Here is a 22,962-nt window from a genome sequence, read left to right as displayed (position 1 = left end):
TTTGCCAGATCGACGCCTATGATGCTAACTTCTCCCATGGATGCCCTCTCCTTCAGCTTGTGATTCAACACCGCAAGCTTGGCACATTGCGATGCCGTCAGGGGAGAGCGGCATCCACCCCATCTCCTCTATCTGCTCGACGACGATGGGCCGAAACGGGATCGTGCCGTCGCGATACTTGCGGGCGGTGGAACCATCAGCGTGCAGGTCCTCAACGAAGTTCTGGTCAACTGCCGGCGCAAAGCCGGCCTGGACTGGGACGAGGCCGGGGAGTTTCTCGGCGACATCCGCGACCTGTGCGAGACCGTCAGCCTCACGCCTGAAATCCACGACATAGGCCGTGCGGTTGGCGCGCGGTAGCGGCTCGGCGTCTAAGACGCGATGTTCGTCGGCGCGGCCCTCGCGCACGGGTGTACCCACCTCCTGATCGAAGACCTGCATGACGGGCTCGTGATCGAAGGCGCGCTGACGGTCGAGAACCCATTCCGCGATCTTTCCTGAACGGGACGGGATGGTGTTCACGGTCGGCATCGGTGTGGATCGGCTCTGTACTCGCGCCCCACCTCACTTGGTCGCAAGCAGTTGAAGACGCCGCATTTTCGAGGCAATCGCGCGATCCCTATCGGCGCCGATCGGGACCCCGGGCAGGTAGCGCTTTGCGTTGCCTTTTCCAAGGCTCGGACCGAGACTGACAGGGGTCACCATTCAAAGCCGATCCACACCCGACCGTGGTAATCTCCGACATGCCTGCCCTCCTCGTGGATTGTCGCTGACCCACATTGGCACACCGATGCCGTCGAGGAGCGCTGACACCATCAAAGCCCCGTGGACCTCGATGTCCTTCTCCACAAAACGGGGGATGGGATCGTCGTGGTCGCTGTCGATGATGCGCACGAAACGCCGGCGCTGCCGGGGGCGTCCGCATGGCCGAATATCCAGTATGATCATGCAGATGTCCATTCTCGACGTTCTGCAGGGTCGACCCGAAGCAGCGCGGCAGGCTCCCTCAGGTCAGGGAGGATTCGGAATGCTGAAACTGACTCTTCGTGGGGCGGCCACGTCGATCGCCCTGTGCGCCGCCGGCATGCAAGCCAGCGCGCAGGACCTTGCGGACATGCGTATCGGCTACTCGATCCCGGCCAGCGGGCTCGAGGTCATCGACAATTTCGCGGACACCCTCGAGAAGACGGCCGCGCGATCGGGCGGGTCGGACTTCGTGGTCGTCAGCGCAGAGGGGGACCCCCTCAAGCAGACGACCGACGTGGAGGGGCTCGCCACGCAGGGCGCGGACGCGGTAATCATAACGGCGGCCAGCGATGTCGGCTGGGACCTCGCCATCCAGAACGCCAAGGCGCAGGGCACCGTCGTCGTCAACCACTCGGGCTTCGCCATCTCGGGCGTCGATCAGAACGTGATGCTCGACTTCTACGACTCGGGCTACGAGGTGGGCGCAGCGGCCGCCCGCTGGCTCAACGAGACGCATGGCGGCGAGGGTCTCGTCGGCATTCTCGCGCAATCGGGCGACAGTGGTCTCGTCGAGCGCAGCCAGGGCATGCGCGACGGGATCCTCGAGAACTCCGACGCGGAGGTGGTGGCCGAAGTCGACGCCTACGATCGCCTCGAGGGCGCCGAGGGGGCCGCGAACATCCTCGCGGCGAACCCCGATATCCGCGTGCTTCTGGCCTTCAACGACGATGTCGGCCTCGGCGTGCTGCAGGCCGCGACGGAGGCGGGCCGAACCGACCCCTCGGAGCTGTTCATCGGCGGGACGGACGGCCTGCCGGACGCGCTCGACGCGATCGAGGGCGGAACCCCCTACCAGGTGACGTGGGGCTACATGTTCGGCTTCAGCGCCATCCTGACGATGCAGGACACCGAGGCGCTGCTGCGCGGCGAGGACGTGCCGCCGACGCGCGTGCAGCAGGGCCGCCTCGTCACCGCCGACACCCTCGCGCAGTACCGCGAGATTACCGCCGACCCGTTCAGCGAGGCGGCCGGACCCATCTTCGACGAGGTCAGCCGCTATTCCGACACCGTGCTGGTCAAGGGCGACGCGACGCCGGCAGAATGATCGCCCCGGTCGATCCCCGCGCGCCTGAGGATGCCCCCATGTCGGCGGACGGGGACGCCGCGCGACGCCCCGCGGTCGCCTGCCACGACCTGACCCGGTTCTTCGGGGCGGTGCGGGCGCTGCACGGCGTCACGCTGTCCATCGCGCCCGGCGAGATCGTCTGCCTCGTGGGCGACAACGGCGCGGGCAAGAGCACGCTGGTCAAGATCCTGAGCGGGGCGCTCGCCCCCGATGCCGGCCAGATCGAGATCGACGGCCGTGCGTATCCGGGCTACGCGATGCGCGAGGCGCAGCGCCTCGGCATCCAGACCGTCCACCAGCATCTCGCGCTGTGCAACAAGCTGTCGGCGGCAGAGAACATCGTGCTGGGGCGCGAGCCCGCGCGCCTCCGCCTCGGCCCGCTCGAGGTTCTCGACCGGGCGAAATCCCGACAGATCGCGGTGTCGAGCCTCGAGGCCGTCTCGGCGTCGATCCCCGACATCGACATCCCCGTGGAAAAGCTCTCGGGCGGGCAGCGGCAGGCCATCGCGATCGCCCGCGCGGTCCATGCCGCGGACCGGATGGTGATCTTCGACGAGCCGACGGCCGCGCTCGGCATCAAGCAGACCGCCGCGACGCTCGAGGCGATCCGCAACGTGGCCCGCACCGGGCTCGCGGCGCTCGTGGTCATGCACAATCTCGACGACGTCTACGAGATCGCCGACCGCATCGTGGCCCTGCGCCTCGGCTTCGTGGTGGCCGACGTGGCACGGGACAGGATGAGCCGGGCCGAACTGGCCGCGCGGATGTCCGGCCATGACTGACGCCGCCGCCCCGGGGCCCGCCCGCAGCGGCGGCCGCAGGTCGCTGTCCGAGGCGGCGATCCGCAACCTGACGCTGCTGGCCCTCATCGTGGCCTTCAGCGGGGTGGTCCAGATCGTCAACGACAACTTCCTGACCTTCGCCAACCTGCGCGTTGTGGGCCTCAACATCGCCTTCATCGGGATCGCGGCGGTGGGGGCGGCGCTGCTGATGATCGGCGGGCAGATCGACCTGTCCATCGGCTCGATCTTCGCGCTCTCCGCCGTCGTCTCCGCCATGCTGGCGCAGACGCTGCCGGCGGGCCTCGCCATCCTGCTGGGCGTCGCCAGCGGCGGCCTGATCGGCCTGCTGAACGGGCTGATCGTCTGGCGCATCAACATCTCGCCGATCATCGTGACGCTGGGCGCGCTGACCTTCGTGCGGGGGCTCGTCCTGATCCTGACCGGCGATTCGAGCGTGACGGGCGTTGCGGCCGGGTTCACGGCGATGGGCCGGTCGGCGGTCCTGGGCGTACCGCTGCCGATCGTGCTCTTCGCGGCCATCGCCCTCGGGGCGACGGCGCTGCTGGCGCACACGCGGACGGGGATGCATATCCGCGCCTTCGGCGACGACCGACAGGCCGCGGAATTCGCGGGCCTCAGCGGGTGGCGGATCACCCTCGGCCTGTTCGTGACGAGCGGCCTCATGGCCGGGCTCGCCGGCGTGCTGGCCGCCAGCCGCCTCGGCGGGGCGAGCCCGAATTTCGGCGTCGGCTTCGAGCTGGAGGTGATCACCGCGGTCGTGCTCGGCGGTGTCGCGATCACCGGCGGAGAGGGGCGGATGACGGGCGTGGTGCTGGCCGTCATCCTGCTGGGCCTCGTGACCAGCGGCATCACGGCGATGGGGCTCGATCCCAATATCGGGCGACTGATCGTCGGGGCGGCGCTGATCGCGGCCGTTGCCGTCAACCAGATCGGGCAGGAACGCCACAACCGCCGCCAGCGGCGGCAGGCGATGGAAGAGTTCGCCGCCGAGGGCGGTGTCGCCGAGCGCATGGGCCTCGCCGTCGAGGGCCGCGCTACGCCGCGACAGGATCGCGGGCCCGATGCCTGAGAGCGCGCTTTCGGATCGGCTCGCCGCGGTGCTGGCGGCGGGAGAGCCCGGCGAGCCCGGCTTCGGTGCCGGCGTGGCCGTAGCGCAGGACGGGGTGGTGCTGGCCGAGGCCTGGCTGGGGGAGGCAGCGCCCGGACGACCGTGGCGCGCGGATACCCCGATCGTGACATGGTCTGTGTCTAAGGGCCTCGCGGCCATGGTCGTGGCGCGGCTGGCCCAGGACGGCGAGATCGACCCCGACGCACCAATCCGCAGCTACTGGCCCGGGTTCGGCGCGGCCGGGCAGACCACGACGCTGGCCGACGTGATGACCCATCGGGCGGGCCTGCCGTGGCTCCCGGACGCGCCGGGGCTGCCCCGCTTCGACGATGCCGCGAGCTGGGCCGGCGAGACCGCGGCAGAGGCGCTGGCCCGCACGCCCCCCGAGCCGGGACTCGTGGGCCGTGTCGCCTATCACGCCCTCACCTACGGCTGGCTTGTCGGCGAATGCGTGCGCCGGGCCACCGGCCTCGGCCTCGACGCCCAGACGCAGCGGGTGCTGGCCGAGCCGCACGGGCTCGCGCTCGGCTTCGGCACCCGGCCCGCCGATATCCGCGACCGCCTCGCGAGGCCCGGCGTGCCCCGCACAGGGCTCGAGAAATGCGCGGCGGTGGATGCGGCCTTCGCCGACCCGGGCAATCCGCTCCGGCGGGCGCTTTGCGTGCCCGTGGGGCTGGGGTTCGCCGACGTCCTGCGCCTGACCGGGGCCGCCGATTTCCTGGCCGCCGAGACGCCCGCGATCTCGCTGATCTCCGATGCGGCGAGCCTCGCCCGTGCCTATTCCCTCTTCGCGGCCGGGGCACCCTCCTTCATCTCCCCCGCCGGCCGCGACGCGATGCTCCATCAACGCGCACGGACCGCTGACGATGACGTCACCGGCGGGGCCCGCATCATGGCGCTCGGGGTCGTGCTGAACTCCCCGCCGTCGATCGAGCTTTCGTCCGGGCCGCGCAGCTTCGGTCACCCGGGCATGGGCGGATCGCTCGCCTGGGGGGACCCGGACACGGGCCTCGGCTTCGCCTACCTCACGAACGCCGCGATCCCGGGTACGGTCACAGACCCGCGCGCGGTAGCCCTCTCGCGTGTCGCGCGCGCCCTCTCTGGCACAGGATGAGTGCCCGAGCGCACCGGCCTGAAAGATCGGTGGCGACCAGGTGTTCCGACCGAGTCAGCAGACCCTGCTCGGTCATCGGCGTGGCGCCGATCTCTCCCGCCCCGATGGCCCACAAGAGCGCTCCACGCCATGACTTCACCCTCCTGATGACGCGGGCCTCGATCGACACCGCTGACACCCTCGTCCTTCGAGAGGAAGCTGCACGGGAGAGCCTCCTGCCGTATTTCCTAACGAAACGGTCGAACCTTGCATCTGTTCAGCGACCCGAGAAGTGCACCGCCGTCACGAGGCGCGCCTCCGCCTCGACCAGGCGTACATCGCCGGCCGGCTGCGGCTGGCTCGCCATGCTACGCCCCTCGGGCATCAGGAAGGATACGGCCCAGCCCGCCTCCGCCGGCTGCCGGGTGAAAGTCTCCGCGATGTCAATCTTCTCGCCCTCCCTGTCCTCGGCGAAGATGTGCCGGCTGCCACCCGCTTGGCCCGCGCCCGGACGTTGGCAGCGCGACGGCGGAAACGTCAGAAGACGATCGGCGCGTCGTGCCTCTCCAAGGCGCTGACTACGCTCATCGCGGCGAGGGCCGAGCTGCGCGGGTTGTCCGGCAGGGCCGTCCCCTCGATGCGGAACTCGAACGTGCCGAACTCTCCCTCGACGTGGATTTCGTGGACGTTGCGAGACACCTGCGGATCGGCGACGAGCGCGACCTCGGTCGCGTCGAAGCCCAGGCCCGACAGGGCGACGGCGGCCGCGACATTGGCGTTTTTCGGGTAGACGAGGGCAGCCTGCCGGGCCGTGCCGGTGAAATGCGTCAGCGCCGGCCCGTGCATCCCGTCGAGGTCCAGCATGTGCTCGGCCGGCGAGCCAATCCAGCCCCGGGGCGGCTTGCGTCCCACGTAGCGGACCGCACGCAGGCCACCGACCCGCGCGGCACGCAGGCAGTCGAGCGCGCCGACCGCACCGCTCGCAATGCAGAGCCGCGCGCCGCCGGCCTGCGCCGCCCCGGCAAGCGCGTCGTGCAGGGCGGGGTCGGCCAGCGCGCCTGCGGACACGGTGGTAAGGTCGTGGCCCGCCGCCAGGACGGCGGGCCCGTGGGCCGCGAGGCCCGCGTGGCCGGCGCAGTCGATCACGTGGTCGATGCCGTCCGGCAAGTCGCCGGCCGACGATACCAGCACGGGGCCGTCCGGGCCGCACGCCCGCGTTTCCGCGATGCGCTCCGGCCGCAGGACGAGCGCGACGATCCGGTGACCGCGCTCCTTCAGCCGCTCCATCGCGTATCGAGCGATGGTGCCATGACCGATCACGGCAAGCCTCACCGGTCGGCTCCAGCGCCGACAGCGCGGTGGCCAGCGGCGTGCGCGGCGATGCAACGGCGGACGGCGGCCGGAAACTCTAATTCCTTATCAGTATCTTGCGACTTCATCATGGCGATCCTCACGATCCACGGTTGCTCGATGCAGTGATGTCTGTAAACTCAATTTAGTTATGTTGCAAAATAGTGGTCAATGATGCCCAAACACGTGCCGCATGCGGAGGTCCCCTCCCAGAAGCGCCAGAAGCGAGACGGCAACACGGTCGCTCTTGCGCATGCGCGCCTGAAGGCGATGATCATCGAGTTCGATCTGCGCCCCGGGGAGCGTCTCAACGAGATGCATCTCTCCGAGCAGCTCGACGTCGGCCGGACGCCCCTGCGCGAGGCGATCAACCGGCTGCTCGTCGAGCGCCTCGTCGAGTTCGTGCCGAACAGGGGCTTCTTCATCCGTCAGGTCGACGTGAAGGAAATCGAGGACCTGTTCGAGGCCCGCGGCATCGTGGAAGTCGGCGCCGTGCGCCTCGTGGTCGAACGGGCGAGCGCCTTCGACCTCGAATCGCTGTCCGACTACTGGCAGCAGGTGCTGGACAACTACGGGGAGTCCGACGCGGACTATCTCGTCAAGCAGGATGCCCTGTTCCACGAGCGGCTCGCGGCGCTGTCAGGCAACTCGGCCCTTCTCGACACCGTTCGCGACATCAACTCGCGTATCCACTTCGTTCGCTGGGCCGATCTTCACGGTGTCGACCGCAAGCGGACCTTCGAAGAGCACGAGGCGATCCTTTCGGCCATCGCGGCGCGGGACGCCGACAGGGCCGCCGCAGAGATGTTCAGCCACGTCACGCATCGCAGCGGTGGCCTCCGCCGCGCCATCGCGGACGGGCTGCTCATGGGCTTGTCCCGCCCGGCAAACGTGGCTCACCACGCTCCCCTTTCCGGCAGCGGAGGCGGCGATGATGAATGACAAGACGCGGGACGACGCGACGACGGGCCCGGCCATCGTGCGCGCGCTCGAGGACGGCCGGAGCTACTGGCAGCCCGTGCCGGCGAACGGCTTCGTGCGCTGCCTGATCGACAGCGCCGAGATCGGAGCCGAGCACCCCTTCTCGATCGGCACGCAGACGGTGGCGCCGGGCGGCTGTTACGTGCGCACGCATGCCCACGACCGACACGAAGAGGTGATCTACTTTCTGTCCGGCCGGGGGCAGATCGAAATCGACGACGCGGCGACGGTTGCCCGCGCCGAGCCGGGCACCATCGTCTTCGTCGGATACAACCGCCGACACTCGTTCATCAACGACGGTGACGAACCGCTGACCTTCCTTTGGCTGCTCATGCCTGCGGGCATCGAGCGCTTCTTCGAGCGGATCGGGCGGCGCCGCACCCCCGGCGACCCCGCGCCGGAGCCGTTCCCCCGGCCAGACAACGTCGCGCAGATCGAGGCCGAGACCGTCTTCGCCGCGCAGCCGTCGAAAGGGGAGGAGTGAGCCATGCGCATCATCGAGGAACGCGATTACCGCACCAAGCCCGGCCGGGCACCGGAATTCGTCCGGATCTACGAAGAGCACGGGCTGCCCGTCCAGAAGGAGATGCTGGGAGATTTCCTGGGTTACTTCGTCAGCGACGTGGGGGAGCTCAACCGTGTGGTGGCGCTGTGGGGCTTCGACAGCATGGACGATCGCCTCGCCCGGCGCGATGCGATGATGGCCGACCACCGCTGGGCGGCCTACCTCGACAAGGTGCTGCCTCTGCTCGACCAGCAGACCACGCGGTTCCTTCGGCCGACACGCTTTTCGCCCCTGCAGTAAGCCCGGACCGGAGCGCGCGTTGGCAGAGATGATCGGCATCGTTGGCTGCGGCCTTATCGGGAGTTCGTGGGCCGCGGCGTTCCTGCGGGGCGGGCACGATGTCGTGGTCTTCGACCCCGCGGTCGATGGCCAGACCCTGCGCGAGCGGACCGTGCATCGCCTGTCGGTGGACGCCTCCGGGGGCGCTCCCCCGAGCGCGCCGGGGCGGCTCACCGTCGCGGACGCGTTCGACGCCTTGTCCGGCTGCGCTTACGTTCAGGAATCGATCGCGGAGGATGCGTCGGCCAAGCGGGCCCTGTTCTCCCAGCTCGATCGCGCGCTGGCGACCGAAACGATCGTGGCAAGCTCCACCTCTGCGCTCTGCATGTCCGATCTTGCCGCCGACCTGCCCGGACGCGCTCGCTTCGTGGTGGCGCACCCGGCGACCCCGCCGCACGCCCTGCCCTGCGTCGAGATCGTTCCGGCACCGTTCACCGCTGAAGAGATCGTCATGCGAACCGAGGCGCTGCTCTCTGGCATCGGGCAGACGCCGGTGCGCCTCGCGCACGAGATGCCGGGCTTTGCCATGAACCGCCTTCAGGGCGCCTTGCTGTTGGAAATGATAGATCTCGTGCGCGAGGGCGTTGTCACGCCCGGCGGCGCCGACGCGCTGATCCGCGACGGGTTCGGCATGCGGTGGGCGCTGCTCGGGCCCCTCGAGGCTGTTCACCTGAACGCCCCAGGCGGCATCAACGACTACTTCACGCGCTACCGGGCGATGTTCGACGGATTCTGCCCAGACGGCACGCGCCTCGACGACCTGCTGACGCCGCAGACGCGTGCGGCGCTGCAGGAGTACTGCCTCGCCGAAACGCCCCTGTCGCAGGCGCAGGCGCGCCGCGATCGCCGCGACGACGCACTCGCGGCCCTGCGCGCGTGGCGGGCAGAGAGGGCAGTGTGATGCGTCGGCTCGCTGGGGGCCTCGTGGGGACGGCCGATGCCCTGAATGCCGCGGCGAAGGTCGTACTGGGCCTGCTGCTGCTCTGGATGACGCTCGCGACGTTCACGCAGGTTCTTGTGCGGTTCGTCTTCACCAATTTCGGCTTCGCCATCTCGGCGCCGTGGACGGAGGAACTGTCGCGTTACGCGATGATCTGGGTCGTGTTCCTCGGAATGGGCGTCGGCTTCCGCACCGGGATGCTGCTGTCGCTTACCTTCGTCACCGACGGGCTGGGGCCGCGGGCGGGTCAGGCACTGCGCTATGCGGCTCAGGCCCTGTCGTTCGGATTTCTGGTCACGATCTTCCTTCTCGGACTCCGCTTCGTCGAGTTCGGCGCGATCGAGCGGTCGCCCGCGCTCTCCATACCGAAGACGTGGGTCTACTGGGCGATGCCGGCGGGGGCGGCTCTGGGCTGCCTGAACATCCTCGCGCTGGTTGCCGATACCTGGCAACGGGGCGCGGACATCCGCGCAACGAGTGCGCCGACGCGGCGGGAGGACTGAGCATGGGCCTCGCGATCCTGCTCCTTCTGTTGCTCTTCGGGGCGAGCGTGCCCATCGCGATCGCGCTGGGCCTGGCGCCGCTGCCCGCACTGATGGAGCGCGGCATGTCGCTGATCGTGGTGCCCCAGACCACGTTCGAGGCCCTCGACAGCTTCGCCCTGATGGCGCTGCCGTTCTTCATCCTCGCGGGCACGCTGATGGATCGCGCAAGCATCGCGGACCGGCTCGTGTCCTTCGCGCATGCGCTGGTCAACTGGTTCCGCGGCGGGCTGGGCTCGGCGGCGGTGTTGTCGACGATGTTCTTCTCGACCGTGTCGGGCTCGTCCTCGGCCACAGCGGCCGCCATCGGCTCGATCCTGATCCCGAAGATGGAGAAGGCGAAATACCCCCGCCCATTCGGCGCGGCCATCGTCGCCTCCTCGGCAGAACTCGGCGTCATCCTGCCGCCGTCGGTGCCGATGATCATCTACGGCGTCGTGACCGGCGTCTCGATCACCGACCTGTTCATCGCCGGTATCGTGCCGGGCCTGATGATCGGGGCGTCGCTGATCGCGACGATCTCGATTCTGACATGGCTGCGCGGCTACGGCGATGCCGTGCCGTTCGAGGCCGCGCGCTGGCGCCGCGAGGTTTGGCGCACCTTCAAGGGCGCGCTCCTGTCGCTGTGCATGCCGGTAATCATCCTCGGCGGCATCTATCTGGGCGTGTTCACGGCGACGGAGGCCGCGGTGGTGGCCGTCGTCTTCGCCTTCGTCGTGGGCAAGTTCGTCTACCGCACGATCGCGTGGCGCGACCTGCCGCAGATCCTTTCTTCGGCGGCGCTATCGTCGGCCGTGATCCTGGCGATCGTAGGCTTCGCAGCGGTGCTCGCCTACGCGCTGGCCCTCTTCCAGGCGCCTCAGGAAGTCGCCGCGCTGATGCTGTCGATCTCCGAGAACCCGCTCGTGTTCCTGCTCCTGGCGAACCTGCTGCTCTTCGTGGTCGGAATGTTCATGGAAACGTTCGCCGCGATCATCATCCTCGGACCGGTGCTCGCGCCCGTCGCGCTGACGCTCGGGATCGATCCCGTCCATTTCGGGATCGTCATGATCACCAACCTTGCGGTCGGCATGGTCACGCCCCCTGTTGGCGTGAACCTGTTCGTCACCTGCTCGGTCGCGGGGATCCGGGTCGAGGAATTGGTGAAACCGCTGCTGATCTTCCTCGCGGTTTTGCTGATCAACCTGGCGGCAATCACGTACCTGCCGCTGCTCCTTTGAACCAGAAGACACAGGGAAGTATCATGAACACCTTCCGGAACGTCGCCGCCGGCGCGGCGCTTGTCGTGGCCGCCGTCCCGGCCGCCGCGCAGACCGAACTCAACATCGCCCACGTTCTCGGCGAGACGTCGAGCTACCAGATCGCCTCCGAAACCCTCGCCGAACTGGTCGAGGAGCGCACCGACGGCGAGGTGATCATCAACGTCTTCAACCAGGGCGCCCTCGGTGGCGAACTCAAACTGACGCAGGGCCTGCGCACCGGCACGGTGGACCTCGCCTTCATCTCCACCGCCTCGCTCGAGAACACGATTCCCGAGATGAAGGTCTTCTCGCTGCCCTATCTCTTCACGTCGAAGGACGAAGCCTACGAGACGCTGGCCTCCGAGCCCGGGCAGGAGATGCTCGGCGTGTTCGACAATTACGGCATCATCGGCCTCGGCTGGGGGGCGATCTACGAACGCTCGCTGCCGTCGACCTCGCCGATCACGACGGTCGACGCGATGGAAGGAATCAAGATCCGCGTCATCCAGGCGCCCGGCTGGGTCCAGACCTACGAGGCGCTGGGCGCGCAGGCCACGCCGCTGGCCTATGGCGAGCTGTTCCTCGCGCTCCAGAACGGCATCGTCGACGCCGCGGAGCTTGCGCCCGACCAGACGGTGGGCGACGGCTTTGCCGAGGTGATCAGCGACTACACCCTCACGCGCGTCCACCAACTGCCCTCACTGATGCTTGCCTCTGCGCAGCTCGCAGGCAAGCTGACCGACGAGCAGCTCGCCGTGATCCGCGAGGCCGCCCCCGAGGCGCTCGCCGCGGGCATCGAGGCGCACAACGCGGCGACCGAGGCCGGGCTGGAGACGATGGCCGACCAAGGCATCGCCATCCACGAGCCGGATCTGGCGCCGTTCATCGAGACCGCGCGCGAGGCGTGGCCCGGTCTGATGGAAGAGATCCCAGGCGGTCAGGATCTTGTCGACCAGCTGGTCGGCGGCTCGATGTGAAACAGCGTGCGGGCGGGCCTCCCGCCCGCACCACCTGCCCCCGCACATCGCCTCGGAGACGCAACGCGCATGGGACTGACGGAGCCGCAGGGTGCGACGCCATGGCGACATGTGGAGGGGCCGTGCACGGCGTCGCCCCTCCTGCTGGTCTCAGGACTGGGCGGAACGGCGGCGTTCTGGGCCCCCGTGCAGGCGCTGTTGCGCGGTCGCTTCCGCGTCGCGGCCTACGACCAGCCGGGATGCGGCCACAGGGATCCGTCGGACGGGCCTGTCTCGATCGCGCGGCTCGCCGAGGACGCGGCCGACACGGTGCTGTCGATCTTCGGGGCGCGCCCTGTCACGGTCGTCGGTCACTCCACCGGCGGCGCCATCGCACAATTCCTCGCCGCCGCGCGCCCCGACCTGGTGGACCGCCTGGTACTCAGCGGAACGTGGCTGCGCGCCGACGCCTACATGCAGGCGCTTTTCGGCTACCGCCGAGCCTTGCTGGGCCGGGCGCCGGAACTGGCCCAGGGCCTGACAGCGCTACTGACCGAGGACATGGCTGGGATCTCCGCCGCATCGCTGGCGCCGCGGCCTCTAACGCAAGGTCAGATCGCATCGGTGGTTGCGCGGATCGACGCGTTGCTGGCTTTCGACGGCGTCCCGCTCACCGGGCAGATCCGCGCGCACTGCCTCGTGATCGGCGCGCGGGACGACCGGATCGTTCCCCCGTCGCGGCAGGCCGACCTGGCGGGCGCGCTGCCTGCCGCGACCCTGGAGATGCTCTCCGAAGGGGGGCATTTCTTCCCCAGGACGCGGCCCGACCGCTTCGTGCGCTGCGTCGAAACCTGGCTGTCGGCCGGCGACCGCGCCGCCACCCGGCACGGCGATTGACAAGAGGAGACACCACACGTGACGGACATGGAAGGCTCGACCGTTCTCGTTACGGGTGCAGCGCAGGGCATCGGCGCGGCCTGCGCGGCGGCCTTTCACGCCGCTGGCGCCGCGGTCAGGGCGCTCGACAGGGATTTCTCGCAGGAATCGGAGGCGCTCCGCGGCCTCGAACGGATGAGCCGACACACTGTCGACGTGGCCGACGAGGGCGCGGTCCGGGCCCATGTCGCAGAGCACGGCGCTCCGGACGTTCTTGTCAACTGTGCCGGGATCGTCGCGCACGGCTCCATCGCGTCCTGCAGCGCCGACGAGTTCCGGCGAGTGCTGGACGTCAACGTGACGGGCACGTTCCTCGCCACGCGCGCGAGCGTGCGCGCCGCCCTCGACGCGGGCCGGGCGCTTTCGATCGTGAACATCTCGTCGGTGATCTCGTCGATCTCGGCCGCCCCGGACCGCCTTGCCTACGCCACCAGCAAGGCCGCCATGATCGGCCTGACCAAGTCGGTCGCCCTCGATTTCGTCCGCCACGGCATCCGCTGCAACGCGGTCTGCCCCGGAACGGTCGACACGCCATCGCTGCGCAAGCGCATCGCGGCCCGTACGGACGAATTCGGCGGCGCGGATCGCGCGCTCCAGGCCTTCAACGATCGCCAACCGATCGGCCGCATGGGCACCGCCGAGGAAGTCGCCGACCTCGTCCTGTTCGTCGCAAGCGGCCGCGCGGGCTTCATGACGGGCTCTATCCTGACATCCGACGGCGGCTTCTCCCTTTGAGAAAGGACCTCTTGGCCGCGAGACCGAGGCTATGGCGTCGGGCTCAGGCCCCATTGATCGAGCGGTCAGCTCATGAATGGCTGCTCGACAAGCGAGCGGCGACATGAGCAGTCTTTTCTGGCTGACGGACGAGCAGATGGCGCGTCTGGAGCCGTTTTTTTCCGAAGTCCCACGGCAAGCCTCGCGTCGACGATCGGCGCATGTCCGAGCTCTACCTCGCGCAGATCGCGCGGATCGGTGCAGAGATCGACACGCTCGACCGGCGGATCGCGGCGACGGCGAAGGCCAGCGACGACATGCGCCGCCTGCAGACCGCGCCGGGCATCGGTCCTGTCACCGTCGCGGATTGCAGCTCCGTCGCGCTGGTGTGTCAGCCTCCCCTGAACAGAACGAGGTCGATCTCGACGAGCGCGTCGCGGCCGAGTTTCGCCACGCCCACCGTGGTGCGGGAGGGCATCTGGGACTCGTCGTCGAAGTAGCGATGGAAGACCGCGTTCATGTCCGCGTAATCGCGGTCGAAATCCGAAAGGAAGATCCGCGCGAACACCGTGTCGGTGAATGCGTAGCCCGACGCGCCGAGGATGATCTCGAGGTTGCGGAACGCCATCTCGGTCTGCGCGGCAATGCCCTCGGGCAGCGGTCCTGCCGGATCGTCCGGGTTCACCGGAAGCTGCCCTGTGACGTAGAGCCAGCCCCCCGCTTCCACGGCGTGGCTGTAGCGGGCCGTCGCGGGCGGCGGAGCGGCCCCCTCAGCCATGATGTGTCGCTTCGAAGTCATCCTGGTCCTTTCGAACGGTCGGGCTTAGGCGCGGGCTCTGTCCGCCGGCGCCGCCACCTCGGAGAGTAGCGCCTCGGAGAGGCGGGCGCAGTGCGCCGAGAGTTCCGGCACGCCGACCACTTCCCAGAACACGCCCCGGGTGAGCGGGCCCACGGCGCGGAGCGCGTGTTGCGGCCGACCGGCCCGGTCCCGCAGGCGGAAGGCGGCGTCGACGTCGAGCCCCAAGCGGTGCGGATCGGGCCGGGCGAGCCCGGCAGCAAACAGGCCCTGCAACAGAGGGTCGTCGCGCCGGGTGATGTCGGCGCAGGGACCCATGCAGTTGACGACCGCGTCGGCGGCAAGGGTCTCGGGGGCCGCGCCTCGCGGGCGCAGGTCGACTTCCAGCGCCTCTCCCGCCGTCGAGAAACCGCCGAGCGCGGCGGCGCGAATCCGGAGGCGCCCGTTGCGGCATGCGGCGTCGAGGCGGGCGGCGAGTTGTGGCGCAATGCGGAAGCGGTGCACGTCCCACGCCGAGCGCAGCCGATGCAGGGCGCGCGCCTGCTCGGCGACGGGCCAGCGCTGCCAGATCGCCTCGGCCGAGCGGCGCAGACCCTCGACGGCGAGATGCCAGTCGCGATCGGCCGCGTGCTCCCGCGCCACCATCTCGCGGGCGAGTCGCAGCCCCGCGCGTGCTGTCGGCGGGAAGCTCTCGGGTGGAACCGCCGTCACGGGGCCGAAGGCGCCGTGCCCACGGGGCAGAAGGCCCCGTCGTGACAGCGCGAAGATCGGCCCTCGATGCCCGCGCGCCAGAAGGCCCGTGACCACGTCCACCATCGTCAGCCCCGTGCCCAGCACCACCACCCGGGCATCGGGCGGGATGCCGGCGAGGCGCGCGGTGTCCCACGGGTCGCCGTGGTAGCCGGGGTGGCGGAGAAAGCCGGGCGCCGGCGCGACCGGCAGCACCGGGCGGTCGTGGCTGGTGACCAGCACGGCGCGGTCGGCCGGCAGGGCGCGTCCGCTTTCGAGCGTGACGATGGCGCCGTCGCCGGCCGGCCGCATCCCGGCGACCCGGTCTCGCACATGCTCCAATCGGCATCCCCGCGGCGCCTGGGCCGCCGCTTCTGCCACAAGATCGGCCATGAACACGCCGAAGTCCGCGCGGCGACTGTAATGGCGGCCCCGTCCTTCGGTCGCGGACGTGTCCTCGCCCTCCGGGTCGGCCTGCCGCCGTCCCGTCCTCTCCAGCCAGTCGGTGAATGCTCTCGGGGCTTCCGCCAGAACGGTCATGTTGTCGGAGGGCACGTTGATGCGGTGCTCGGGGTCGGCGGTACCGTAGGCAAGGCCCGCGCCCAGCCTTTCGCGCGGCTCGACGACCGTGATCGCGAGCGGCGCGCGCGCCTGCCGCAGCAGATGGACGGCGAGCGCAGCCCCGGCGAACCCGCCCCCTGCGATCAGGACACGCGGCATCCTCAATACTGGTCTTCCGGCATGTGCAGCACCAGCCCGTCGAGCGCCGGCGTGAGGGTGATCTGGCAGGCGAGGCGGCTGGTCTCGGCCACGTCGTCGCGGATCGAGAGCAGGTCGTCCTCGCCCGGCCCGGCGGGGCCGACCGCCTCGCGCCATTCGGGTGCCACGTAGACATGGCAGGTGCAGCAACTGCATGAGCCGCCGCAATCGCCGAGGATGCCGTCGATCCCGTTATGGACGGCGGCGGTCATGGCGCTCGTTCCGGTCTCGGCCTCGACAGTACGGGCCGCCCCGTCATGGGCGACATAGGTAACCTTGAGCATGTCTCTTTCCTGGTGTCCGGGTGCGGTCAGCGGCTCGCGAGGCGGGCGCGTTCGGCTTCGGTGAACTCGGCCGCCTCGGCCGCGGCGGCGAGGTGCCGCTCCAGCCGGGCGCCGATCTCTCGCAGGCCGGGATCGTCGCGGCTCCGCGGGCGCGGCGCGGCGATGTCCAGCGTCTCGGCGATACGCCCCGGCTGTCCGGTGAAGAGCACCAGCCGGTCGGCCAGCATCAGAGCCTCGTCGAGATCGTGCGTGACCATCACCACGGTTGCGCCGCTGTCGCGCCACGTCGAGAGCAAGTAGGCCTGCATGATCTTGCGGGTCTGGTGGTCGAGCGCGCCGAAAGGCTCGTCCATCAGGAGCAGCGTCGGCTCGGTGGCGAAGGCGCGCACCAGCGCCACCCGCTGCCGCATCCCGCCCGAAAGCGCCGTGGGCGGCTTCTTGGAGAAATCCGACAGCCCGACCATGGCCAGCAGCTCGCGCGCCCGCGCCAGCGCCTCGCGCCGCGCCATGCCCCGCGAACGCAGGCCATAGGCGACGTTGGCCTCGGTCGTCATCCACGGGAACAGGTTGTGCTGCTGGAAGATCAGCGCCGTGTCGCGCGAGGGGCCTGTCACCTCGCGCCCGTGGGCGGTGACGAAGCCCTCGGTCGGCGCCTCGAGTCCGGCGGCGAGCGAAAGCAGCGTCGACTTCCCGCAGCCCGAGGGGCCGATCAGCACGGTGAATTCTCCCGCCGGCACCCGCAGGCTGACATCCTCGATCGCGGTCACGTCGCCGAAGGTCTTGGTGACGCGGCCGAATTCCACCGCGGCATTCGGGGTGGCGATGGTGCGGGTCGCGGGCATGGCGGGCGCCTCTCCCGGCGCGGTCAGGCGGACATTCATTGCGCGTCCTCCCACCAGACGATGCGGCGTTGCGCGACGAGCAGCAGCCGGTCGAGCGCGAAGCCCACAACGCCGATAGCAATGATGCCGACCATCACGAGCTTCATGTTGTACATCTGCTGGCCCATGATGATCAGGTAGCCGAGCCCCGAATTGATGCCGGCCATCTCGCCGGCGAGCACCGCCATCCACGCGGCGAAGAAGCTCATGCGCACCATCGTCATCAGCGACGGGGCGGCGGCGGGCAGCAGGACGGTGCGCCACATCTCGGCCGTGCCCGCGCCGAGCGAGCGGGCCACCTTGCGGTATTCCTGCGGGACGGAGTCGAAGGCGGCGACGGCGGCGCAGCACATCGAGCCGAAGATCGCCATGAACACCACGAAGATCGCCGCGGGGTCGCCGATGCCGACGATGGCGATGGCGAAGGGCACCCAGGCGACGGGCGAGATCGGCGCGATCGACTGCACGATGGGCAGGACGAGGGCGCGCAAGAGCTTCACCTGCAGGATCAGGAAGGCCACGCCGATGGCCGCCACGAGGCCGAGCACGAGGCCCACCGAGATGCGGACCAGAGTAACGCTGATCGCCTCCATGAGGCCGGTGCGCTGGGTGCCGAAGCCAACGGTCGCCTCGCCCGCCAGCAGGAAGGGGATCGTCTGCGACGGCGGCGGCAGGATGCGGTCGGAGAACCAGCCGGCGGCAGCGCCAAGCTCCCACAGCCCGAGCAGCACCGCCCAGGCAAATACGAACGACAGCGGCGTGGCGAAACGCCGGGCGAGTCGCCGGGACAACGGCGGAGGGGCGGCTGCACGCCGGGGCGGTGGTGGCGCTGTGGCCTCGGGCGCGGCGTCGGCCGGCGCGGCGTGCGTGGTGGCGGCCTGGGCGGTCATGTCACCTCCGTCTCGTGGGTCTCGCCAAGGGCGGCGAGCGCCCCCTCGAAGCAGGCGGCGGGCGCACGAGCGACGCCGATGCCGATCCAGCCCGTCGCCCCGTCGCGGTGGGCGATCCCGGTATGGATGCGCACCCCACCGGCCGCGGCAGCGCGTGCGGCATGCAGGCCCGCGCCGAGGCCCGCGCCCCCGGCGAGCGCGGGGTCGAAATGCGGGGATCGCGCGGCGAAGAGCGCCCGCATCCGTGCGCCCTCGCGCTTTGCCTCGTCCCAGTCGCGTCCCATGGTACGGGCGATCTCGGGCGCGGTATGCGCCGTGCAGCCGCCCAGCCCGAAGGTCTCGACGATGGCGCTGTCGCCCAGATCGGGCTGCGCGTCGGCCTGCGCGAAGCCCTCGAAGAAACCGCCCACCGGGTGGGACGCGGGCGCGCGGTGCCACTGCTCGCCGGTTCCGGCAAGGCGGATCGCGCAGTCGGCGCCGTTGCGGGTGAGAGCGGTGACGATCCGCGCACCGGGCACGCCGCTCGCGCGGTCGAGGCAGAGCTTGGCCGCGGCCATCGCGTAGTTGAGGAAGTGCTGCGGCACGCCGGTCAGCCACGCGCGCACGTCGCCGGGCAGGTCGGGCAGCGCGGCGAGGAAGGCCGACATGCCGCCTATGTTGCGCTGGTGGGTGTCGTCGCCGAGCGTCAGGCCGTGGGCGACGAGCGGCCAGACCGGCAGTCCCCCCTTGGGCAGGGCCGCGGAAACGGCGGGCGCGATCACGGTGTCGACATGGCGCAGCCCCTCGGCGGCCGCGTCGTCGTAGACGCCGAAGCGCAGGGCGCGGCGCCCCGCCTCGGCGAAGGTGGCCCATGTGGTGCCGCTGCCTTCGGCGTTCTCGACCCGCATCACGGGCTGGGAGGGGCGCACGACGCCCGCCATCGGAGACACCGTGCCGAGGTCGTGGTTGGCGTGGAGCGCGATCTTGCCCGAGAGCACCATCTCGCGCCCCTGCGCAACGCTGCCTGCCCAGCCCTCGTGCACCGCAGCGCCTGCGAGCGCGCCCAGCACCACGGCCGGGATCTCGTCGCGCGAGCGGAAGGGCGGGCCGGCATGGCCGAGCGCGCCATCGCCGAGCCCCAGAGCGTCGCGGGCGATCTCGAGCCCGGTCAGCACCGGACGGCACGCGATGATCCGGCCGACCGCCTCGCGGTCGGCCGGGGTGATATCGTCGGCCAGGCTCATTCCGCGGCGATCGCGGCGGGTTTCGGCGCGGCGGTGCGCGTGTTGGTGGCGAATTCGGCCAGCACGCTCTCGACCGAGAGACCCGTCACCTGCTCCATGCCGGGAACGTGCGGGATGACGTCGGTCCAGGGCCGCGACGAGCGCGCCCAGACGTCAACCATCTTACGCGCCAGATGTGCGTCCTTGATGAAGGCGTCCATCACCACGCGCATCGCCGCGTCGGACGGCGCCTCGCGCAGGTGCTTGCAGAAGGCGTAGAGCTCGGGGCTCTCCTCCTCGCGCCAGGCGGGGTAAGAGGTCGCCCAGTCGCCCGCGGCGATCCCTTCGGCCAGCACCTCGGCGGCGTGGAGCGCGTCGCAGATGCCCTGCGCCGAGGCGGGGTGCTTGAAGTGCGCGGCGTCGCCCACCAGCGCCCAGCCCGGGCCGGTATGCTGGCGGTAGAAGCCGTCGAGCCGGGTGGTGCCGGTGACGCGGCTGACCTGCGTCGCGTTTTTCAGCCGCGCGGCAAGCGCCGGGATCGACATGATCTTGTCGAGGTAGAAGGCCTGCAGGTCGCCCATCTCCTTCCGCGCATCGGCGGGACCGTTCATCGTGATCACGTGGTGCCCGTCGTCGGCGGGAAAATGGGCGCAGATCCACGGGCACTCGAAGAAGAAATCCTGCGTGTTCCGCGTGTCCACGCCCGTCCAGTAGGCGTAGTAGAGCATCGTCTCTGTGGGCATTACCTTTTCGCGGTCGAGCCCGACATGGCGCGCGAGCGCCGAGTTCACGCCGTCGGCGCCGACCACGATGTCTGCCTCGATCGTCAGCTCCGCGCCCTCGGGCGTCAAGCAAGTGAGGCCGCGCAGCGGGTCGTCCCCGCTCCCGGTGCCGATGAAACCGGTGGCGCGGTGTCCTTCCAAGATGGTCGCGCCTTCGCGGCGGGCGGCGCGCACGAGGATGTCGTCGAGCGTCACACGGCGCACGCAGAGCGCCCAGTCGCGCCCGCGTTCCGGCGTGTGCGGGGCCACGAACATGCGTCCCTCGTGATGCCACGACGTGTAGAGCGGCGGCGGCCCATGCGCCTCGACCTCCGCGAGCACGCCCAGATCCTCCAGCCGTGCCAGAGTGTTGGGGTAGATGACGTGGGTCGACATCGTCTCGGACGGAAAGGTCGCGCGGTCGACGGCGACGACCTTTCGGCCCTGCCGGGCGAGGTGGATGGCGAGTGACGAGCCGGCCGCGCGGGCGCCGACGATCACGACATCGGCAGTGACGTGACCGCTCTCGGCGGCCCGTGTCGTGTTGGGGGATTGGTCGAGCATGAATGCCTCCCTTCAGCAATGCGGGGGCCGGCGCGGGGATGGGGCCGCGCGCCGGCCGGGTGCGCGGTGGATCAGACGACGACGCCGGGCTGGCGCTCGAGCATCAGCACCTCGTCGGCGATATTGGTCTCGAAATAGCCGAGCTCGATCAGGTACCTGACGCCGTCGCGGATGCCCGAGGCGCCGGCGGCGTTGATCACCGGGTCGGGCGACTGGCGCTTCAGCGCGATCGCGAGGATCTCGCGCGGTGCGCCGTAGATCGGCTGCAGCACGTCGAGCGCTGCCTCGAAATCGTTGTAGAACGAGCGCGCCGCCTCGGAGAGAACGGTCATGTAGGCGGTCATCAGCTCGCCCTTCCCGTCCATCATCTCGGTTGTCGATGTGATCACGCAGTCGGGCGCCTCCGGGCCCCAGACGTCATTGCTGTCGGCGAGGTAGATGCCGTTGGCGTCGCGCACGACCGTCTCGGCATAGGGCTGGACGAGGGTGCACACATCGATGTCGCCCGAGGCCAGTGCCTCGCCCATCCCCACCATCGAGGGGAAGAACGTCATCTCGTAATCTTCGTAGGACTTGCCGTTCTGCGCCATGGTTCCGTACCCCACGACCTCGAGCGTATCGAGGCGCAGCGTGCCTACGCGCAGCCCCGTCCCGGCAGCCTCGATGAACTCGCGCACGTTCTTTACCGAGCCTTCGCGGGCCACGAGCTCGACCCCCGAGATGCCCGAGCCGCCGACGATGCGCAGGTTGTCGGTGCCGTTGGCGTAGGCGGCCAGCGTCGTCGTCCAGGGGTTGTGCATGGCGTGGATGCCACCGGCGACCAGCGCCTGGAGGTTGTCGGCCGGGCCATTGAACTGGGTCAGCTCGACGTTGAGCCCCGCCTCGGCGAACATCCCGGTCGCCTTGGCCAGCAGCAGGTGAGAGACGCAGCCCGCTGGCAGGTGCCCGATGCGCAGCACCTCGTCCGACACCTGCGCCTCGGCCCGGCCGGCCGCGGCGAGCATGGCCGAGCCCGCGGCCGAGATCGGCAGAGCGACGCAGCCGCAGGCGGTCAGGAAGTTGCGGCGCGACAGGCTGGAGCGTGCCCTGGCTGTCGCGGGCTCGGCCGAGTGGGCGTGGTTGCAGGGTTCGGGGCCGCGATGCTCATGGGTGTCGTCGGTCATCTCTCTCGTCCTTTTTGTTACGCCACGCCGCTGGCGGGCCCCCGATCGGCTTCAGCGGGAAACCGATTGGTCTGTGTGATCAGACGGCGAGGGTCGCCGCGCCGTCAACACGGGTCGCCAAGCGCGCGGCAGGAGGAAAGGCGTGCATTGTCAGGATGTTGCGTCAGCGATGCCCATTCTCTCGGCAACGTTCGTTTCTGCGCCGCGGCGCTTGAATGCTGAAAGATGCGCCAACCTGCGCGGAGACCGATCAGTTTCCGCACGCTGTCTGCGCGGGTCGGGGCGAATCGCTGGCTCCGGCCCGGCGCGCGGTGCGGCGTGTTCGCTCGGTCGTTCCGGGCTTGTCATGCGATCGCCGCGAGTCAAGATAGGTGAACAGATCGGCGGCGCTGTCCGCCTCGCGTCGCCGCAAGGAGACCCATGAAGGACGCCCCGCCCCCGCCGGATCTTCCGCGCGAACGCCTCCTGACGGCCGCGCAAAGGCTGTTCTGCCGCTATGGCGTTCAGGGCACGGGCATCGCGCGCGTGCTGCAGGAGGCCGGCGTCAGCCGCAAGACGCTCTACGAGCGGTTCCGCTCGAAGGACGACCTGCTGCATGCGGTACTCGACCGGGAGGGCGAGGAATGGCGGGCCTGGTTCGCCGAGGGGCTCGGCCGGGCGCCCGGTCCTGCGCGCGACCGCCTGCTCGCGGTGTTCGACCTGCTCGAGGAATGGTTCTGCTCTGACGGTTTCTACGGCTGCGCGTTCATCAATGCGGTGGCCGAGCATGACAAGCTCGCGCCACCGGTCGCCGACGTCGTCGCGCGGCACCGGCGCTTGACCGATGAGATCCTCATACCGCTCGCGCAGGAATCCGGCTGCTCCGAGCCCGAGCGCCTCGTGCGCGAGATGAGCCTGCTTATCGACGGCGCGATCGTGACGGCAATGCTGGAACGGTCCGTCCGGCCCGCGCGCGAGGCGCGTGCCCTGGCCGCGCTCCTGATCGACGTGCGGTGCGGTTAGCGGCAGTTTCTTTCGTTCCCGAGCACTGACCGCTTGGTAATCCGGGCTCACGGTCCTGGACCTTGCGACGGGAGCGGTCTCAGGTCAGAACGCTGGCGAGGGCGCGGTACCCGTTCGCGTCGGTCGGCTGGGTGGAACGGCTGACGACGAGCGCTTGCCAGAATGCCTCGGGCGCACTGCCGAAGGATCCCTTTGAGGCGTTAACAGGCCGCTGAAAAAGGCCGCCTCGACACGGGTTTGAGGACATGATTCACCCTTTCCGGGTCACGAGGGGGGCGGTCATGCGCGGGACAGACGAGGCGAGCGGGTCGCTGTTCAGCTATGTGGATCT

General features: G+C 69.7%; 24 protein-coding genes and 1 pseudogene. 15 read left to right on the top strand and 10 right to left on the bottom strand.

Annotated features, from left to right (window positions below):
• Window positions 1–24 precede the first annotated feature (24 nt).
• Entirely contained in the window at window positions 25–531 is a 507-nt protein-coding gene (locus DLJ49_RS21905) for a hypothetical protein (RefSeq protein ID WP_158547516.1), read from the bottom strand.
• Between the two features lie 496 nt (window positions 532–1,027).
• Between DLJ49_RS21905 and DLJ49_RS18905 the strand changes: the two genes are divergently transcribed.
• From DLJ49_RS18905 to DLJ49_RS18890, 4 genes are read left to right on the top strand one after another with little or no spacing between them, the layout of a single operon-like run.
• Window positions 1,028–2,071 carry a sugar ABC transporter substrate-binding protein gene (locus DLJ49_RS18905; RefSeq protein WP_158547515.1) on the top strand — a complete coding sequence of 348 codons (1,044 nt, stop codon included), beginning with the start codon at window positions 1,028–1,030 and terminating at the stop codon, window positions 2,069–2,071.
• A gap of 38 nt (window positions 2,072–2,109) precedes the next feature.
• A complete protein-coding gene (locus tag DLJ49_RS18900) occupies window positions 2,110–2,874 on the top strand; it encodes an ATP-binding cassette domain-containing protein (RefSeq protein WP_158547514.1) in 765 nt (254 codons plus the stop codon).
• Window positions 2,867–3,964, top strand: coding sequence for an ABC transporter permease (locus DLJ49_RS18895; protein WP_115395089.1), 1,098 nt, complete (start codon window positions 2,867–2,869; stop codon window positions 3,962–3,964). The genes DLJ49_RS18900 and DLJ49_RS18895 overlap by 8 nt, the downstream gene beginning before the upstream one ends.
• Window positions 3,957–5,117, top strand: a complete 1,161-nt coding sequence (locus tag DLJ49_RS18890; protein ID WP_115395088.1) for a serine hydrolase domain-containing protein — start codon at window positions 3,957–3,959, stop codon at window positions 5,115–5,117. The genes DLJ49_RS18895 and DLJ49_RS18890 overlap by 8 nt, the downstream gene beginning before the upstream one ends.
• Window positions 5,118–5,633: 516 nt before the next feature.
• Here DLJ49_RS18890 and DLJ49_RS18885 read toward each other — a convergent pair.
• Window positions 5,634–6,428, bottom strand: coding sequence for an aspartate dehydrogenase (locus tag DLJ49_RS18885; protein WP_115395087.1), 795 nt, complete (start codon window positions 6,426–6,428; stop codon window positions 5,634–5,636).
• Between the two features lie 189 nt (window positions 6,429–6,617).
• Between DLJ49_RS18885 and DLJ49_RS18880 the strand changes: the two genes are divergently transcribed.
• The 10 genes and pseudogenes from DLJ49_RS18880 to DLJ49_RS18835 form a co-directional block, all read left to right on the top strand.
• Window positions 6,618–7,388 (top strand): GntR family transcriptional regulator, encoded by a 771-nt coding sequence (locus DLJ49_RS18880; RefSeq protein WP_233489266.1) that lies wholly within the window; start codon window positions 6,618–6,620, stop codon window positions 7,386–7,388.
• Window positions 7,378–7,911 (top strand): cupin domain-containing protein, encoded by a 534-nt coding sequence (locus DLJ49_RS18875; protein ID WP_233489263.1) that lies wholly within the window; start codon window positions 7,378–7,380, stop codon window positions 7,909–7,911. The genes DLJ49_RS18880 and DLJ49_RS18875 overlap by 11 nt, the downstream gene beginning before the upstream one ends.
• A gap of 3 nt (window positions 7,912–7,914) precedes the next feature.
• Window positions 7,915–8,232 (top strand): NIPSNAP family protein, encoded by a 318-nt coding sequence (locus tag DLJ49_RS18870; protein WP_115395086.1) that lies wholly within the window; start codon window positions 7,915–7,917, stop codon window positions 8,230–8,232.
• Between the two features lie 28 nt (window positions 8,233–8,260).
• Complete coding sequence (locus DLJ49_RS18865) at window positions 8,261–9,172, top strand: 3-hydroxyacyl-CoA dehydrogenase NAD-binding domain-containing protein (protein WP_233489269.1); 912 nt, start codon at window positions 8,261–8,263, stop codon at window positions 9,170–9,172.
• Window positions 9,172–9,714, top strand: a complete 543-nt coding sequence (locus DLJ49_RS18860) for a TRAP transporter small permease (RefSeq protein ID WP_115395084.1) — start codon at window positions 9,172–9,174, stop codon at window positions 9,712–9,714. The genes DLJ49_RS18865 and DLJ49_RS18860 overlap by 1 nt, the downstream gene beginning before the upstream one ends.
• A gap of 2 nt (window positions 9,715–9,716) precedes the next feature.
• Window positions 9,717–10,973 (top strand): TRAP transporter large permease, encoded by a 1,257-nt coding sequence (locus tag DLJ49_RS18855; protein WP_115395083.1) that lies wholly within the window; start codon window positions 9,717–9,719, stop codon window positions 10,971–10,973.
• A gap of 23 nt (window positions 10,974–10,996) precedes the next feature.
• Window positions 10,997–11,971: a TRAP transporter substrate-binding protein gene (locus DLJ49_RS18850; RefSeq protein ID WP_115395082.1), complete on the top strand. Its 975-nt coding sequence runs from the start codon at window positions 10,997–10,999 to the stop codon at window positions 11,969–11,971.
• A gap of 69 nt (window positions 11,972–12,040) precedes the next feature.
• On the top strand, window positions 12,041–12,847 hold the full coding sequence (locus DLJ49_RS18845) for an alpha/beta fold hydrolase (RefSeq protein WP_115395081.1): 807 nt from the start codon (window positions 12,041–12,043) through the stop codon (window positions 12,845–12,847).
• Between the two features lie 27 nt (window positions 12,848–12,874).
• Complete coding sequence (locus DLJ49_RS18840; RefSeq protein WP_115395080.1) at window positions 12,875–13,621, top strand: SDR family oxidoreductase; 747 nt, start codon at window positions 12,875–12,877, stop codon at window positions 13,619–13,621.
• Window positions 13,622–13,724: 103 nt separating this feature from the next.
• Window positions 13,725–13,824, top strand: a pseudogene (locus DLJ49_RS18835) (IS5/IS1182 family transposase); the annotation flags it as partial.
• Between the two features lie 167 nt (window positions 13,825–13,991).
• Here DLJ49_RS18835 and DLJ49_RS18830 read toward each other — a convergent pair.
• The 8 genes from DLJ49_RS18830 to DLJ49_RS18795 form a co-directional block, all read right to left on the bottom strand.
• Window positions 13,992–14,378 carry a RidA family protein gene (locus tag DLJ49_RS18830; protein ID WP_233489260.1) on the bottom strand — a complete coding sequence of 129 codons (387 nt, stop codon included), beginning with the start codon at window positions 14,376–14,378 and terminating at the stop codon, window positions 13,992–13,994.
• Window positions 14,379–14,423: 45 nt separating this feature from the next.
• Window positions 14,424–15,845, bottom strand: coding sequence for an FAD/NAD(P)-binding protein (locus DLJ49_RS18825; protein ID WP_115395078.1), 1,422 nt, complete (start codon window positions 15,843–15,845; stop codon window positions 14,424–14,426).
• A 2-nt stretch (window positions 15,846–15,847) separates the two neighbouring features.
• Window positions 15,848–16,168 (bottom strand): 2Fe-2S iron-sulfur cluster-binding protein, encoded by a 321-nt coding sequence (locus DLJ49_RS18820; protein ID WP_115395077.1) that lies wholly within the window; start codon window positions 16,166–16,168, stop codon window positions 15,848–15,850.
• Between the two features lie 26 nt (window positions 16,169–16,194).
• Window positions 16,195–17,049, bottom strand: coding sequence for an ABC transporter ATP-binding protein (locus DLJ49_RS18815; RefSeq protein WP_199533441.1), 855 nt, complete (start codon window positions 17,047–17,049; stop codon window positions 16,195–16,197).
• Window positions 17,046–17,939: an ABC transporter permease gene (locus DLJ49_RS18810; protein ID WP_115395076.1), complete on the bottom strand. Its 894-nt coding sequence runs from the start codon at window positions 17,937–17,939 to the stop codon at window positions 17,046–17,048. The genes DLJ49_RS18815 and DLJ49_RS18810 overlap by 4 nt, the downstream gene beginning before the upstream one ends.
• Window positions 17,936–19,162 (bottom strand): YlbE family protein, encoded by a 1,227-nt coding sequence (locus DLJ49_RS18805; RefSeq protein ID WP_115395075.1) that lies wholly within the window; start codon window positions 19,160–19,162, stop codon window positions 17,936–17,938. Before DLJ49_RS18805 ends, DLJ49_RS18810 begins: the two co-directional genes overlap by 4 nt.
• Window positions 19,159–20,466 (bottom strand): NAD(P)/FAD-dependent oxidoreductase, encoded by a 1,308-nt coding sequence (locus tag DLJ49_RS18800; protein ID WP_115395074.1) that lies wholly within the window; start codon window positions 20,464–20,466, stop codon window positions 19,159–19,161. Before DLJ49_RS18800 ends, DLJ49_RS18805 begins: the two co-directional genes overlap by 4 nt.
• Window positions 20,467–20,537: 71 nt before the next feature.
• Complete coding sequence (locus tag DLJ49_RS18795) at window positions 20,538–21,629, bottom strand: ABC transporter substrate-binding protein (RefSeq protein ID WP_115395073.1); 1,092 nt, start codon at window positions 21,627–21,629, stop codon at window positions 20,538–20,540.
• 420 nt (window positions 21,630–22,049) lie between these two features.
• Between DLJ49_RS18795 and DLJ49_RS18790 the strand changes: the two genes are divergently transcribed.
• Complete coding sequence (locus tag DLJ49_RS18790) at window positions 22,050–22,631, top strand: TetR/AcrR family transcriptional regulator (RefSeq protein ID WP_115395072.1); 582 nt, start codon at window positions 22,050–22,052, stop codon at window positions 22,629–22,631.
• Window positions 22,632–22,962 lie beyond the last annotated feature (331 nt).

This window comes from Rhodovulum sp. 12E13 (assembly GCF_003340565.1).
Classification (GTDB): domain Bacteria; phylum Pseudomonadota; class Alphaproteobacteria; order Rhodobacterales; family Rhodobacteraceae; genus HLUCCA09.
The sequence above is the reverse complement of the archived record's forward strand: the minus strand, read 5'-3'. Positions and strand labels throughout refer to the sequence as shown.

Bases quoted from the DNA above. Each gene is read 5' to 3' on its own strand.
- DLJ49_RS18890 (WP_115395088.1), top strand. From the start codon at position 3,957: ATGCCTGAGAGCGCGCTTTCGGATCGGCTCGCCGCGGTGCTGGCGGCG.
- DLJ49_RS18870 (WP_115395086.1), top strand. From the start codon at position 7,915: ATGCGCATCATCGAGGAACGCGATTACCGCACCAAGCCCGGCCGGGCA.
- DLJ49_RS18815 (WP_199533441.1), bottom strand. From the start codon at position 17,049: ATGAATGTCCGCCTGACCGCGCCGGGAGAGGCGCCCGCCATGCCCGCG.
- DLJ49_RS18840 (WP_115395080.1), top strand. From the start codon at position 12,875: ATGGAAGGCTCGACCGTTCTCGTTACGGGTGCAGCGCAGGGCATCGGC.
- DLJ49_RS18880 (WP_233489266.1), top strand. From the start codon at position 6,618: ATGATGCCCAAACACGTGCCGCATGCGGAGGTCCCCTCCCAGAAGCGC.
- DLJ49_RS18905 (WP_158547515.1), top strand. From the start codon at position 1,028: ATGCTGAAACTGACTCTTCGTGGGGCGGCCACGTCGATCGCCCTGTGC.
- DLJ49_RS18820 (WP_115395077.1), bottom strand. From the start codon at position 16,168: ATGCTCAAGGTTACCTATGTCGCCCATGACGGGGCGGCCCGTACTGTC.
- DLJ49_RS21905 (WP_158547516.1), bottom strand. From the start codon at position 531: ATGCCGACCGTGAACACCATCCCGTCCCGTTCAGGAAAGATCGCGGAA.
- DLJ49_RS18895 (WP_115395089.1), top strand. From the start codon at position 2,867: ATGACTGACGCCGCCGCCCCGGGGCCCGCCCGCAGCGGCGGCCGCAGG.
- DLJ49_RS18830 (WP_233489260.1), bottom strand. From the start codon at position 14,378: ATGGCTGAGGGGGCCGCTCCGCCGCCCGCGACGGCCCGCTACAGCCAC.
- DLJ49_RS18800 (WP_115395074.1), bottom strand. From the start codon at position 20,466: ATGCTCGACCAATCCCCCAACACGACACGGGCCGCCGAGAGCGGTCAC.
- DLJ49_RS18845 (WP_115395081.1), top strand. From the start codon at position 12,041: ATGGGACTGACGGAGCCGCAGGGTGCGACGCCATGGCGACATGTGGAG.
- DLJ49_RS18825 (WP_115395078.1), bottom strand. From the start codon at position 15,845: ATGCCGCGTGTCCTGATCGCAGGGGGCGGGTTCGCCGGGGCTGCGCTC.
- DLJ49_RS18860 (WP_115395084.1), top strand. From the start codon at position 9,172: ATGCGTCGGCTCGCTGGGGGCCTCGTGGGGACGGCCGATGCCCTGAAT.
- DLJ49_RS18865 (WP_233489269.1), top strand. From the start codon at position 8,261: ATGATCGGCATCGTTGGCTGCGGCCTTATCGGGAGTTCGTGGGCCGCG.
- DLJ49_RS18795 (WP_115395073.1), bottom strand. From the start codon at position 21,629: ATGACCGACGACACCCATGAGCATCGCGGCCCCGAACCCTGCAACCAC.
- DLJ49_RS18900 (WP_158547514.1), top strand. From the start codon at position 2,110: ATGTCGGCGGACGGGGACGCCGCGCGACGCCCCGCGGTCGCCTGCCAC.
- DLJ49_RS18855 (WP_115395083.1), top strand. From the start codon at position 9,717: ATGGGCCTCGCGATCCTGCTCCTTCTGTTGCTCTTCGGGGCGAGCGTG.
- DLJ49_RS18790 (WP_115395072.1), top strand. From the start codon at position 22,050: ATGAAGGACGCCCCGCCCCCGCCGGATCTTCCGCGCGAACGCCTCCTG.
- DLJ49_RS18875 (WP_233489263.1), top strand. From the start codon at position 7,378: ATGATGAATGACAAGACGCGGGACGACGCGACGACGGGCCCGGCCATC.
- DLJ49_RS18850 (WP_115395082.1), top strand. From the start codon at position 10,997: ATGAACACCTTCCGGAACGTCGCCGCCGGCGCGGCGCTTGTCGTGGCC.
- DLJ49_RS18810 (WP_115395076.1), bottom strand. From the start codon at position 17,939: ATGACCGCCCAGGCCGCCACCACGCACGCCGCGCCGGCCGACGCCGCG.
- DLJ49_RS18805 (WP_115395075.1), bottom strand. From the start codon at position 19,162: ATGAGCCTGGCCGACGATATCACCCCGGCCGACCGCGAGGCGGTCGGC.